The 12960-nt window shown below is 68.0% G+C and carries 11 protein-coding genes and 1 pseudogene; 11 read left to right on the top strand and 1 reads right to left on the bottom strand.

Going from position 1 to position 12960, the window contains the following annotated elements; all coding sequences use genetic code 11:
- The first annotated feature begins 200 nt into the window (after positions 1-200).
- The 11 genes and pseudogenes from HNR00_RS10875 (at position 201) to HNR00_RS10825 (ending at position 11671) form a co-directional block, all read left to right on the top strand.
- Positions 201-1562: a DUF4062 domain-containing protein gene (locus HNR00_RS10875; protein WP_183569110.1), complete on the top strand. Its 1362-nt coding sequence runs from the start codon at positions 201-203 to the stop codon at positions 1560-1562.
- 369 nt (positions 1563-1931) lie between these two features.
- A pseudogene (gene rplU, locus HNR00_RS10870) lies at positions 1932-2240 on the top strand (50S ribosomal protein L21); the annotation flags it as partial.
- A gap of 121 nt (positions 2241-2361) precedes the next feature.
- Positions 2362-2628 (top strand): 50S ribosomal protein L27, encoded by a 267-nt coding sequence (gene rpmA / locus HNR00_RS10865; protein WP_056239580.1) that lies wholly within the window; start codon positions 2362-2364, stop codon positions 2626-2628.
- A gap of 182 nt (positions 2629-2810) precedes the next feature.
- Positions 2811-3395 carry a GNAT family N-acetyltransferase gene (locus tag HNR00_RS10860; protein WP_183569106.1) on the top strand — a complete coding sequence of 195 codons (585 nt, stop codon included), beginning with the start codon at positions 2811-2813 and terminating at the stop codon, positions 3393-3395.
- On the top strand, positions 3392-3874 hold the full coding sequence (locus HNR00_RS10855) for a hypothetical protein (protein ID WP_183569104.1): 483 nt from the start codon (positions 3392-3394) through the stop codon (positions 3872-3874). The genes HNR00_RS10860 and HNR00_RS10855 overlap by 4 nt, the downstream gene beginning before the upstream one ends.
- Positions 3875-3896: 22 nt before the next feature.
- Positions 3897-4934 (top strand): GTPase ObgE, encoded by a 1038-nt coding sequence (gene obgE, locus HNR00_RS10850; protein ID WP_183569102.1) that lies wholly within the window; start codon positions 3897-3899, stop codon positions 4932-4934.
- 67 nt (positions 4935-5001) lie between these two features.
- The gene (locus HNR00_RS10845) at positions 5002-5454 is read left to right on the top strand and encodes a hypothetical protein (protein WP_183569100.1); all 453 of its coding nucleotides are present in this window, start codon (positions 5002-5004) and stop codon (positions 5452-5454) included.
- Positions 5455-5596: 142 nt separating this feature from the next.
- Positions 5597-9127, top strand: a complete 3531-nt coding sequence (locus tag HNR00_RS10840; protein ID WP_183569098.1) for a glycosyltransferase family 2 protein — start codon at positions 5597-5599, stop codon at positions 9125-9127.
- Positions 9127-10767: a glycosyltransferase family protein gene (locus HNR00_RS10835; RefSeq protein ID WP_183569096.1), complete on the top strand. Its 1641-nt coding sequence runs from the start codon at positions 9127-9129 to the stop codon at positions 10765-10767. Before HNR00_RS10840 ends, HNR00_RS10835 begins: the two co-directional genes overlap by 1 nt.
- Positions 10767-11300: a hypothetical protein gene (locus HNR00_RS10830; protein ID WP_183569094.1), complete on the top strand. Its 534-nt coding sequence runs from the start codon at positions 10767-10769 to the stop codon at positions 11298-11300. The genes HNR00_RS10835 and HNR00_RS10830 overlap by 1 nt, the downstream gene beginning before the upstream one ends.
- A 95-nt stretch (positions 11301-11395) precedes the next feature.
- Positions 11396-11671, top strand: a complete 276-nt coding sequence (locus tag HNR00_RS10825) for a hypothetical protein (RefSeq protein WP_183569092.1) — start codon at positions 11396-11398, stop codon at positions 11669-11671.
- Positions 11672-11758: 87 nt separating this feature from the next.
- Here the strand turns inward: HNR00_RS10825 and tuf are convergent, their stop codons facing one another.
- On the bottom strand, positions 11759-12949 hold the full coding sequence (gene tuf, locus HNR00_RS10820; protein ID WP_183569090.1) for an elongation factor Tu: 1191 nt from the start codon (positions 12947-12949) through the stop codon (positions 11759-11761).
- Positions 12950-12960: the final 11 nt, after the last annotated feature.

Here is a 12960-nt window from a genome sequence, read left to right as displayed (position 1 = left end):
CAAGCAGCTCCTAAAGAGGCTCTCATTATTAAAAACACTCTGATAACCAGACACAAACTAAACACTAGACAATACAAGAGAGTCTCTTCACTTAAGATTTTAATTCAACGCCACCGTCCGTAAATACAATGGATACATATCTAAACATTATTTATATCAATGTACGAATGAAAATGTTCGCACAATAAAGGAGGCAGAGAATGGACAAAAAATACCAGATATTCGTTTCATCGACTTACGCTGATTTAGTCGAAGAAAGACAGGCTATTTTCAAGGCAATATTGATGCTGGACGAGATACCGGCAGGAATGGAGAGTTTTGTTAGCTTTCCTGGCGATCAGATAAAATACATCGAAAGACTCATAGATAGGTGCGATTACATTGTAATAATTGTTAAAGCAAATTATGGATCATCAAGGACCAAATCAGGAATTAGCTATACTGAACATGAGTATGAGTATGCAAAGTTAAGTAATAAAAAAATTATGGTTTTCATAAATGATAGCAGAGAGGGCCTGCAAGATGATGCACTTTCTGATATTTTAAATCAAAATTCCAGCATCACAAAGTTCAAGAACAAGTTGAAATCTGAAAATCAGGTCGCATTCTGGACCACACCTGAAGGTCTTGCGACAGTCGTCAGCGGCTCCATCTCTCGGGCTCGTCTCATTGATCCAGCCGAAGGCTGGATCCGCGGAAGTGAAAGACTGCAAATAGAAGAGCGTCTTAATTCAATTTTGGCTGAAAAAACAGAACTCGAACGAACCGTCTCGATTCTAAAATCTGGCAAGGATCAAGTAGCTCATTTATCCGACGAACTCCAGACCAAATTTTCTCTGCAGATCGAGCAAGCCGACGAGTCGATGACGCAAAAGGTCGGAATTGTAATTAAGTGGATCGACTTATTTAAATTACTTGCAGACGCCGTCCATGAAAACAGAAAAGATTTTCGATCTGGCCGAACTATATCAGATTATTGCCTAACCGACTCTTCATATCTATCGAAAAAAATTGGAGAAAATATACTGGAGGCGCGCGGCCTGAAGACGTCAGACAGAAGCTCCTGTAGAGTTTCGTCGGAATCTTTTGATGACATTTATTTTAAGTTTCTGGACTCAAATCTAATTGAAGACAGCACCTTCCTTGGATACCACCTCACGGAATTAGGTAAAAAATTATACGCCCATTTACGGGCGATCAATATACCAAATTTAAGTCTCGCCGATGGATCAATCTCAAGCTTTCAGAACTCGCAGTGGAAAGCCAATGAAGATGGGTTGGTTTCAATAGCACCAAAGGCACCGTATGAATATTTTATTGAAGCAAGTAGATTGAACGAGCCTCACGTCCAAAATGGAGAAGATTTGTACAGCTGGCCACTACACATGGCACGAAAAACTTGGATCGACATCGATGATTTTTTAGAGGCATTTGATCATGCAATCAGATTACAAAGCGCGCTATCTAATATAATATTCGATGATAAAATTCTTGCAAAGACATGCTTGTTAGCTCGAAACCTCAATGCGCAGCTTAACGCTCACAGAAAATCTGACGACTAGCATCATTAAGTTCCTTCGCAGCAGGCGCGATGACATACGGCAGATACAAATAAACTTCGATCCCGATTTAGATTTGATACTTTGCTATTTTATAGAACGAGAATGTCACTTACAAAGCCACGTCACCATAGCGCCGCTTGATAAACAAGATTGCCCCCATATCTTGCTCATGCAATTTTCCGCCTGCCGGTTGACATGCCACCTACCTCTCACTATCAGCCCCACAACGCGCGGCTTCCTCGACGAAGTCCGCGCGTTTCGCGTTCGCGCGCCCAGCCATGGCTGAGCTTCGCGCGGATGACCTGAACAAGAAGACGACCCAGGCGCTCGCCAGCGCCGGAGGTCGGCAGAGAACACGAAAGACCAACGATGTTCGCAGTCATCAAGACCGGCGGCAAGCAGTATCGCGTTGCCGCCAACGACGTCATCACCATCGCGACCCTCGAGGGCGAGGCCGGCGCCTCCGTCACCTTCGGCGACGTGCTCCTGTTCGGCGACGGCGAAGCCACCCAGGTCGGCACCCCGCTGCTGTCGGGCATCGGCGTGACGGGCGAGATCGTCCAGCACGGCCGCACCCGCAAGGTCATCGCCTTCAAGAAGCGCCGCCGCCAGAACTCGCGCCGCCGCCGCGGCCACCGCCAGGACTTCACGGTCGTGCGCATCACCGAGATCAGCGCCGGCGGCAAGTCCGCGAAGGCCGAGCCGCGCAAGGCCAAGAAGGCCGAATCGGCCGAGCCGGCGCCCGCCGCCGCCGAGTAAGCCCGAACGCTGAGTCCCAGAAGAATTCCGGAGCAATCCCATGGCACATAAAAAAGCAGGCGGCTCGTCCCGCAACGGCCGCGACTCCGCCGGCCAGCGCCTCGGCGTGAAGAAGTTCGGCTCCGAGGCCGTCATCCCGGGCAACATCATCGTGCGCCAGCGCGGCACGAAGTGGCACCCCGGCACCAATGTCGGCATGGGCAAGGACCACACCCTGTTCGCGCTCGTCGAGGGCAAGGTGCAGTTCGAGACCCGTCGCGGCCGCGCCTTCGTCGCGGTGGTGCCGGTCGCCCAGGCCGCAGAGTAACGGCGGACGCTTCACCGCGACGAAGCGAGCGTCCCGCCGGTGTCCCACACCGAACCGGCGGACGGTCTCGCGAGCTTCGTCAGGAAGCGCCGAGGATCGGAACACGGGGGAGGATGGGGCGCCATCCTCCCCCTTCGTCGTCCCGCACGGGCGCTCGGCGCCAGTTTGAAGAGCGGACGCGGATGTTCCCCGACCTGACCCGAGACGACGTCTTCCGCATCGAGACGCGGCGGCTGTGGCTGCGCTGGCCCACCGCCCGCGACGCCGAGGCCGTCTCCCGCCTCGCGGGCGATCCGGCGGTGGCCCGGATGACCGCGCCAATCCCCTCGCCGCTGCCGCTGCACGAGGCGGAAGACTTCGTGCTGCGGGCACGCGCCGGCAACGCCGTGGGGGATTGGCTGATCATGGCGCTCTGCCTCCGGGCGAACCCGGCGCAGGCCGTGGGCATCATCGGCATCGAGCCGCGACCCGAGGCGGAGGCGCCGCATCTCGGCTACTGGCTCGGGCGCCCCGCCTGGGGCGAGGGGCTGATGGCGGAGGCAGCAAGCGCGATGGTCGAGGCCTACTTCGCCTATGCGAACGGGCGGGCGCTGGCCTCCTCGGTGATGCTGGACAATCCGGCCTCGCGGCGCATTCTGGAGCGCTGCGGCTTCGTGCCGGCGGGGCAGGGGGCGTTCTTCTCGGTGGCGCGCGGCGAGACGGTGGCGGCCGACACGTTCCGGCTCGACCGGGCCGGCTGGCTCGACCGGCGCGGGAGGGCTTCATGAGAACGCGCCTCGTCGCCGGGATCGCGGCCGGGCTCACGGCGGCGGCGCTCGCGGTGTTCCTCGCCTCGATCGACCGCGAGCCGGTGCCGCCGCCGCGGCCGGCGCCCGAGGCGGCGCGGCCGGTCGCGCCGGCGGACCCGCGCCTCTATTGCGAATTCTACAACTTCGCCAGCCGCACCCCGAAGGTCGGCTTCTACTTCACCGCGCCGGCCGGCAGCGGCGACTACGCCCAGATCTTCCAGAAGGAAGCGGACGGCACGCAGACCATCTTCGATCCGCGCCCGGCCTGGACCTACCTCCGGGACGGCGAGGCGCCGACCCTGAATTCGCCCGACGGGGCGATCACGATCAACCTGTACGGGGATGCGAAGGGCGCGACCCGCCCGGCCTCGGCCGCCTCCGGCGGTTGGTTCGAGGCGGGCCTGCGCAGCATCCAGTACCTCAACCTCGAAGGCCAGTGCCGCCGCACGGCGACCTGACTCAATTGAAAGACGTGTTACCGTGAAGTTCCTGGATGAGGCCAAGGTCTACGTCCGCTCCGGCGACGGCGGTCCCGGCTGCGTGTCCTTTCGTCGTGAAAAATTCATCGAGTTCGGCGGGCCGAACGGCGGCGACGGCGGACGCGGCGGCGATGTCTGGATCGAGTGCGTGCAGGGCCTCAACACCCTGATCGACTACCGCTACCGCCAGCACTTCAAGGCCCGCAAGGGCGAGCACGGCATGGGCTCGAACTGCCACGGCGCCAAGGGCGAGGACGTGGTGCTGCAGGTGCCCGCGGGCACGCAGGTGCTGTCCGAGGACGGCGAGACGCTGATCGCCGACATGACGGAGGTCGGGCAGAAGGTGCGGCTCGCCAAGGGCGGCAACGGCGGCTTCGGCAACGCCTACTTCACCACCTCCACCAACCGCGCCCCGCGCCACGCCAATCCCGGCCTCGAAGGCCAGGAGATGTGGGTGATCCTGCGTCTCAAGCTCATCGCGGATGCCGGCCTCGTCGGCCTGCCGAACGCCGGCAAGTCGACGTTCCTGGCCACCGTCACCGCGGCCAAGCCCAAGATCGCCGACTATCCCTTCACCACGCTGCATCCGGGCCTGGGCGTGGTGCGCTCGGACGAGCGCGAGTTCGTGCTCGCCGACATCCCCGGCCTGATCGAGGGCGCGCACGAGGGCGTCGGCCTCGGCGACCGCTTCCTCGCCCATGTCGAGCGCTGCCGGGTGCTGCTTCACCTCGTCGAGGGCACGAGCGAGCACGCCGGCAAGGCCTACAAGCTGGTCCGGCGGGAGTTGGAGGCCTATGGCGGCGGCCTCACCGACAAGCCCGAGATCGTCGCGCTGTCCAAGGCCGACGCGCTCGATCCGGAGACCCGCAAGCAGCAGCTCGCCCGGCTGAAGCGGGCGGCGGGGCGCAACGCCATGGTGCTCTCGGCGGCCTCGGGGGAGGGCGTGCCCGAGGCGCTGCGGGCGATCCAGGCGCAGCTCGACGCGGGCGCCGCCGCGGAGGCCGAGACCGCGGAGCCGGCAGCGCCCTGGCAGCCGTAAAACATAGCGGCGTTAGGCCTCAGCGCCGGCCCGCCCCAAGCCGCGAGGCAGGCGCTACCTTCAGCTCATGCGCCCGCTCCTGCTTCTCCCCGCTCTCCTGCTCTGCGCGACCACCGCCTGCGCCGAGCCGTCCTGCACCGACCTGATCGATCGGGTCACCGCGGCGACCGGGGCGACGGTGGCCGAGCGCAGCGCCGACTTCGCCCGGTTCGATGCCGGGGAGAATTCCTCGCTGACCCTGTCCTGCGGCGGCGTCCACCCGTCCTCGGTCGGCGCGCAGCACCGGAGCGAGAGCCCGCCGGAGGCCTATTACGACCTGTTCGCCAAGGCCGGCCAGGCCGTCACCGGCATCGGCGCCGACATCCTGCGCGAGGCCGCCAAGCGCGCCCGCGACGCCGCCGGGCGGCTGCGCCACAGCAATGTCGAGGCAGGCGGCGCTCTCGTCACCTGCTCGACCATGAAGAACGACAAGGGCCCGCTCACCCTCTGCGCCGTGATCGAGCGCGCCGACCGCTCCTGATTCCTTTCGTTATTCCAGCCGCTTGATCGCCGAACTTCGCGCATCGCGCGAGGTTTTGCGGCTGCCTTGACGCGGGGGAGGGGGCAAGGGACAACCCGCCCTCCGCCCGTCCCGCCGTCCCGAAGACGGAGCCTTCCGCTCCATGCCCCTCCTCCGGCGCCTCCTCGGCTCCCGTCGGCGCCCGGACGCCGCACCGGATCGCGTCGCCGGGCGCTTCGACGACATCCGCGGCGGCCACGCCGTCGGCTGGGCGACCGACCGGCAGGAGCCCGGCCGCCTCGTCACCGTGTCCCTGCGGATCGACGGGCGGATCGTCGCGAGCGCCCCCGCCGACCGGCCGCGCCCGGACGTGCAGGCGGCGGGCTTCGGCCAGGGTCTGGGCGGCTACGCGCTGCGCATCCCCGACGCCTTCGCCGACGGGGCGGAGCATCGGGTCGCCGTGATCGCTGGACCGGAGGAGGCGCCGCTGCCGGGCGGCCCCCACGCCTATCGCTCCGACAGCCCGGCGCCCGAGGCCGCGGGCGGCGCGGGCGCCTCCGCCCGCTATCTCGGCCGCTTCGAGGGCGTGGCCGACGGCGCCGCCTTCGGCTGGGTCTACGATCCCGATGCCCCGCAGGCGCGGGTCGAACTCGAACTCGTCGTCGACGACGCGCCGGCCGGCCGCTTCCGCGCCGACGCCTCGCGCCTCGACGTGGCGGAGGCCGGCCACGGCGACGGCTTCCACGGCTTCTTCGGCCGGATGCCGGCCCGGTTCTACGACGGGCAGCCGCATACGGTCCGCATCGCGGTCGCCGGCACGGAGGTCTGGCTGCCGGGCGGGCCCTACACCCTGTGCCAGCCCCGCGCCGGGATGGCCTATCTCGACCGTCCCGCGGCCTGCATCGCGGGCTGGGCGACACAGGGGGCCGAGGTGGAGATCCGCTACGACGACGGCCCGCCGGCGACCGTGCCGGCGCGCCGGCTCGTGCCCGGCTTCGGCAACGAGACCACGGCGATGGCCTCCTGCGGCTTCCGCAGCCCGATCCCGCCCGCCTGCCTCGACGGGGCGTGGCACGCGGTTTCCGTGCGCTTCGCCGGCAGCGACGAGGCGCTGTCGGGCAGCCCGTTCGAGTTTCGCCTGCGCACGCCGCCGGTGCGGCTCGGGCTGACGCGCTCGTCCGGCCGGCTGGTCGAGGGCTGGGCCGCGGACGCGCTGGCGCCCGACGTGCCGGTGCGGCTCGTCGTCTCCGCCGACGGCGCCTTCCTCGGCGAGGTCGTGGCCGACCGCGTGCGCGCCGACGCCCCCGGCCGCCCGGCCCAGGGGTTCGCGTTCACGCTCCCCCGCAGCGCGCGGCAGCTCGACTTCGCCCTTGCGGACACACCGGATGCGGTCTTCGCGAGCTTCTCGATCGGCCACGGCGAGGCCCGGCCGGCACCGGCGGCGGACGACGCCCTCCAGGACGAGGCCCGCTTCACCGACGACGCCGTCGCGGCGATCCGCGCGGCCTTCGCGGCGTTCCTGGCCGCCCCCGGCACACGCTTCGACGCCGCGTGGTACCACCTTGCCTATCCCGACGCCGTCCCCTCGGAGGCTGCGGCGCTCGCCCATTACCGGGAGCGGGGCCACGCGGAAGGCCGCTCGCCCTCGCCCCTGTTCGACGAGGCGTGGTATCGCCGCCGCTGGCCGAGCGTCGGCCGGGCGGTGGCGGCCGAAACGATTCCCTGCGGCTTCGCCCACTACCTCGCCTTCGGGGCGGAGGCCGGCTTCGATCCCGTGCCGGGCTTCGACGGTGCCGCCGCCCTGGCGGCGGACCCGGCCCTGGCCGAGGCCGTGCGCTCGGGCGAGGCGGCCGACCCGCTCGACGCCTTCCTGCGCCGCGCCCGGACCGGCGCACCGGACGCCGCGCCCGCACCGCCCGAGCCCCCGCCTCGATCCGAGCCGCCCGCCCCGTCGCGCGGCCTCTACGCCGCCTGGATCGCCCGGCTCCTGAACGGGGCGGAGGCGGGGATTGCCGAGGCTTTGGCCGAGAGCGACCGCGCGATCCGCGCCCGCCTCGACGCGCCGTTGCCGACGACGCCCCTGGTCTCGGTGATCATGCCGACCTTCAACCGCGCCTACACGCTCGCCGAGGCGATCGGCAGCGTGCTGGAGCAGAGTTATCCGAATTGGGAGCTGCTGGTCTGCGACGACGGCAGCACCGACCGGACCGCGCAGGTCGTGGCCCAGATGGCCGATCCGCGCATCCGCTATCTCGCCTTCGAGCGGGCCAACGGCGCGGTCGCCCGCAACCGGGGCCTCGCGCTCGCCCGCGGCGAATTCATCGCCTATCTCGATTCGGACAACCTCTGGCACCCGAACTATCTCGACGCGATGCTGCGGGTGCTGCTCGCCGCGCCGAGCCGCGCTTGCGCCTACGCGGCCTATCTCGACACCGAGATCGTCGGCACGCGGGTGGAGTTGCGGGCGCTGGCCGCCGAGCCGTTCGATCCGCTGCGGCTGGCGGGCGCCAACTTCATCGACCTCAACACGATCTGCCATCACCGCCATCTCACCGACTGGCTCGGCGGCTTCGACGAGGCCCTGCCGCGGGTGCAGGATTGGGACCTGGCTTTGCGCTACTTCTCGATCTTCCGGCCCGTGCAAGTGCCCGAGGTGCTGGGCTTCTACCGGCGCAACGTCGCCTGGGGGCAGGTGACGGGGGCCTCCTTCGCGCAGGACGTCAACGCCGTCGTCGCCCGCAAGACCGAGGCTCGGCTCGGAGAGGGCCATCTGCGCCTCGACATCGACTGGCCCGCCGACCCACGGTTGACGGTGATCCTCGGGCCCGGCTCCGAGGCCGCCCTGCTGGCCGCGTTGCTGATCCACGCCGTCGCGGACGGAGCGGAGGTCACGCTCGCCCATGCCGACCGCGAACCCGCCCCGCGCCCGCTCCACCCGGACGACCCGGTCGCCGACCTGCCGCTCGGGCCGGAGGCCTTCGCCGCGCCCGAGCGGCTCGCCGCGGCCCTCGAACCGTTCCTCGCCCGCGAGAGCGCGGTGCTCGCCCTCGGCCTGTCCGCGGACGACGTGGAGGGCCTGTCCCGCGCCCTCGGGCGGCCGGTCGACACCCTCGCGGTCGGGGAGGCGGGGCTCGGCATCGCCGCGGCCGATCTGGCGCATCCGTTCCATCTCGGCACCCTGCCGCTGCCGGTCCCGGCGGAGCCGCCGGCGCCGAGGGATCGCCCGGCGCTGCTCCGGCTCGGCGGAGCGGACGATTCCGACCCGACCCCGGGGGGATCGGGCGACGTGATCGCGGCCCCCGCCGACCTCCTGTCGGGGGTTTGGCGCCGGATCGGGCCGGACGGGACCGCCCCCTGGCCCGAGCACGGGTTCGCGGCGCTCGCCCGCGCGGGGTCGGAAGCGGGTGCGCTCACGAGCCTCGTGCCGGTCGAGGCGTTGGGACCGGTCGGGCTCTGCCTCGTCATCGAGGCGATGCGGCGCGGCGCGGCCCTGACCCTGCCGCCCTCCGCCTTCGCCGACCCGCTGATCGCGGCGGGCGTCGTCACCGCCCTCGGCGCGGAGCCGGGGGAGGCCGCCCGCCCGGTGACCGCGCAGGGCACCGCCCGCGCCCACGCGCTCGCCTTCCACGCCGAGCTGATCGCGGAGCGGCTGCGCTTCTACCTCTACCGGCGCTGCTTCGAGGGAGAGAGCTGATGGCCCAGGGCGGGGGCGAGGGTCGGCTCGACACGGTGACCGGCGCGCAGACCGAAGCGCCCCTCCTCCCCCTTGCGGGGAGGAGGGCGGCGGTGGGGGTGGTTCAGGTTGAGGAGCCCCGCTCCAACCTGCCCGACCCCCACCCCTCCCCCTCCCCGCAAGGGGGAAGGGAACGCGCCGGGGCGATCCTGCCGGTGCTGCTCGGCGGCCTGCTGAGCCTCCGCCTGCCGGGTCCGCGCGCCGCCGACCTCCTCATCGACGGCACCGTCTTCGCCCGCATCGCGCCCTCCGGTGCCATCCGGCAGCGGCGCCATTTCCTGCCGGTCCCGGACTTCGCCCCCGGCGCCGTGCTGCGGGCCGTGGACCCGGTCACCGGGACCGATCTGGAGGGCAGCCCCGTCGCCCTGCTGCCGCCGGACCGGACGGGGCGCATCGAGCGGGTCGTCGGCCGCTTCGTGTTCGGCTCGGTCGACGGGGAGGCGGACGCGGCGATCGTGGCCTTCGTCGACGGCGCGGTCGTCGCCCACGCGGTCGCCCGCCGCGCCGAACCGGGTGCGAAAACCTTGTCCTTCGTGCTGCTGCTGCCGCCTGCCGTCACCGAGGGACGGCCCGCCTTCGTGCAGTTCGCCCTTGCAGGCGGCACGGGCACCCTGGCCGGCGGCCCCGTCCGCACCGGCACGCGCGCGGCGCATCCGGCGCCGCGGCGGCGGCGGGCGGCGCGGGCCCTGCGCATGGCGATCAAGATCGCCGCGCCCGATCTGCGCGCGGCCCCGCAATGGGGCGACACCCATTTCGCCAAGGGTCTCAAGGCGGCGCTGGAGCGGCTCGGCTGGCTCGTGCGCATCGATACGCTCGACGCGTGGTACGGGGGCGAGACGGTCGACGTCGACCTGGTGCTGCGCGGCCTGGAGCGCTACCGGGTCGATCCCGACCGGCTCAACCTGATGTGGCTCATCAGCCATCCGGACCGGATCGAGGCGGACGAGCCGGGGGGCTTCGACCACGTCTTCGTCGCCTCGGACGTCTACCTGCCGGTCTTCCGTCGCCGCACCGGCGTGCCCTGCTCGACCCTGCATCAGGCGACCGATCCGGCCGTGTTCGTGCCCGTCCCGGACGCGCCCATCGAGACGCCGCTGCTGTTCGTCGGCAATTCCCGGCGCGAGTACCGCACCATGGTGCGCTGGTGCATCGAGAAGCGTCTGCCGCTGGCGATCTGGGGGGCGATGTGGGAGGGCATCGTGCCGCCCGACCTCGTGCGCGGCCACCACATCCCCAACGAGCGCCTCGCCGCCGCCTATGCGGGCGCCGGGGTGCTGCTGAACGACCACTGGGATTCGATGCGCGCGCACGGCTTCCTGTCGAACCGGCTGTTCGACGGGAGTGCTGCGGGCGCGCCGATCCTCACCGATCCGGTCGCGGGGCTGGCCGAGGTGTTCGGCGACACGATCCCGACGGTCGCGAGCGCCGAAGAACTGGCCGCCGAGGCCGGCGCCATCCTGGCCGACCGCCAAGCCGCCCGCGCCCGGGCCCTGCGCGCCCGCGACCTCGTGCTCGCCGCCCACACCTTCGATCACCGCGCGCGCGCCATCGTCGAGACGGTGGAGGCGCTGGGCGGGCCGCGGGTGGGGAGGGCGGGGTGATGGGATCGACGCTCCGCAGCGGCCTCGCCGTCCCGCTGCTCCTGCTGACGGCGGCCTTCACCGGACAACCGGACAAGGGCACGTATCGCTGGATCCTGTCCGTCGATGGGCCGAAAGCGCATCTGTTCGCCGCAGAAGCCGAGGCGACGGATTTCGCGGGTCCGTTCTCCTTCCGCTGCCTTCAGGGCGAGGGCCGCATCGACGTCAGCGTCACGATCAACACGAGCGAGCAAAGGGCCTTCTCCCGGATCGTCGCGGACGACCTCTATCCCGCAGTGAAGTTCCGGGGTGATCCCGACGAGCGCTTCTTCACCCTGATCGAGCGGATCACGTTCGGGGAATTGGGAGGCTGGGAGTTTCATTTCACATTGTTGGAAGACACGTTCCCGATGGATGCTCTTGAGAAGACCGGTGCGCTCTTCCTCTCGGTCGGCACGGTCTACGCGACAGACTTCGAGCTGAAGGCTGGCCTCGATGCAGTCACCGCCTTCCGCCGCCATTGTCGGAAGGATTCCGTGCGACTGCGGCGATAGCTTATCATGATGCGCACACCACATGACCGCCTCGTGGGCGTCCAACCAGGGAAAGCAGCGTGCCAGGTTCAGGCGAGACCGGAACGGGAACACCGATGGTCGTTCCGCGCATCCGGCGCAGGGGCAGCGGCGTGCGCAACCTCTTCGCCGCTGCCGGCGTCCTCGTGGCCCTTGCGACCTGGGCGCTGTTCCACTTCGTCTACGATCTGGGCGGCCCCGCCTTCATGATCGCGGCCTTCGCCGGGGGCGGGGTCTTCCTCGTGTCCGAGGCGGTCTACACGGTGACCGCCGCCCTCCTCGGCTACCCGCACGAGACGCGCATGAGCGTCCGGGACGCGGTGGAAGGGTTGCTGTCGGGCCGTTTCTGGTAGTGCAAAAGAAAAGGGCCGGCGCGAAGCCAGCCCTTCTCCCCGTCTCGACGGAAAGGCGTGCTCGCGAAGCAGCGCGCCCAGTGACAATCAGTCGTTGATCGCAGCCACCACGCCGGCGCCGACGGTGCGGCCGCCCTCGCGGATGGCGAAGCGCAGCTTCTCCTCCATCGCCACCGGCACGATCAGCGCCACGTCCATCGTCACGTTGTCGCCCGGCATCACCATCTCGGTGCCCTCGGGCAGCGTGCAGATGCCGGTCACGTCCGTGGTGCGGAAGTAGAATTGCGGGCGGTAGTTGGTGAAGAACGGCGTGTGGCGACCGCCCTCCTCCTTGGTCAGGATGTAGGCCTCGGCCTTGAACTTCGCGTGCGGCTTCACCGAACCCGGCTTGCACACGACCTGACCGCGCTCCACATCCTCGCGCTTGGTGCCGCGCAGCAGCACGCCGACGTTGTCGCCCGCCTGGCCCTGGTCGAGCAGCTTGCGGAACATCTCGACGCCGGTCACCGTCGTCGTGGTCGTGGCGCGGATGCCGACGATCTCCACCGACTCGCCGACCTTGACGATGCCGCGCTCGACGCGACCCGTCACCACCGTGCCGCGGCCCGAGATCGAGAACACGTCCTCGATCGGCATCAGGAACGGCATGTCGATCGGACGCTCCGGCTGCGGGATGTACTCGTCCACGGTCGCCATCAGCGCCAGGACGGCTTCCTTGCCGATCTTGGGCTCCTTGTCCTCGAGCGCCATCAAGGCCGAGCCCTTGGTGATCGGGATGTCGTCGCCGGGGAAGTCGTACTTCGAGAGGAGCTCGCGCACCTCCAGCTCGACGAGCTCGAGGAGTTCCTCGTCGTCGACCATGTCGACCTTGTTGAGGAACACGACGAGCGCCGGCACGCCGACCTGACGGGCGAGCAGGATGTGCTCGCGGGTCTGCGGCATCGGGCCGTCCGCCGCCGACACCACCAGGATCGCGCCGTCCATCTGCGCGGCGCCGGTGATCATGTTCTTCACGTAGTCGGCGTGGCCGGGGCAGTCGACGTGGGCGTAGTGGCGGTTGGTGGTCTCGTACTCGACGTGGGCGGTCGAGATCGTGATGCCGCGCGCCTTCTCCTCGGGGGCCTTGTCGATCTGGTCGTAGGCCGTGAAGGTCGCCCCGCCCGATTCCGCCAGCACCTTCGTGATCGCCGCGGTCAGCGACGTCTTGCCGTGATCGACGTGGCCGATCGTGCCGATGTTGCAGTGCGGCTTCGTGCGGGAGAACTTTTCCTTGCCCATCGTGCATTCCT

It is taken from the genome of Methylorubrum rhodinum, from assembly GCF_014199935.1.
GTDB classification, from domain to species: Bacteria; Pseudomonadota; Alphaproteobacteria; order Rhizobiales; family Beijerinckiaceae; genus Methylobacterium; species Methylobacterium rhodinum.
Note: the sequence above shows the minus strand (reverse complement) of the source record. Positions and strands in the feature narration are given on the sequence as shown.

Bases quoted from the DNA above. Each gene is read 5' to 3' on its own strand.
- HNR00_RS10875 (WP_183569110.1), top strand. From the start codon at position 201: ATGGACAAAAAATACCAGATATTCGTTTCATCGACTTACGCTGATTTA.
- rpmA (WP_056239580.1), top strand. From the start codon at position 2,362: ATGGCACATAAAAAAGCAGGCGGCTCGTCCCGCAACGGCCGCGACTCC.
- HNR00_RS10860 (WP_183569106.1), top strand. From the start codon at position 2,811: ATGTTCCCCGACCTGACCCGAGACGACGTCTTCCGCATCGAGACGCGG.
- HNR00_RS10855 (WP_183569104.1), top strand. From the start codon at position 3,392: ATGAGAACGCGCCTCGTCGCCGGGATCGCGGCCGGGCTCACGGCGGCG.
- HNR00_RS10845 (WP_183569100.1), top strand. From the start codon at position 5,002: ATGCGCCCGCTCCTGCTTCTCCCCGCTCTCCTGCTCTGCGCGACCACC.
- HNR00_RS10840 (WP_183569098.1), top strand. From the start codon at position 5,597: ATGCCCCTCCTCCGGCGCCTCCTCGGCTCCCGTCGGCGCCCGGACGCC.
- HNR00_RS10835 (WP_183569096.1), top strand. From the start codon at position 9,127: ATGGCCCAGGGCGGGGGCGAGGGTCGGCTCGACACGGTGACCGGCGCG.
- HNR00_RS10830 (WP_183569094.1), top strand. From the start codon at position 10,767: ATGGGATCGACGCTCCGCAGCGGCCTCGCCGTCCCGCTGCTCCTGCTG.
- HNR00_RS10825 (WP_183569092.1), top strand. From the start codon at position 11,396: ATGGTCGTTCCGCGCATCCGGCGCAGGGGCAGCGGCGTGCGCAACCTC.
- tuf (WP_183569090.1), bottom strand. From the start codon at position 12,949: ATGGGCAAGGAAAAGTTCTCCCGCACGAAGCCGCACTGCAACATCGGC.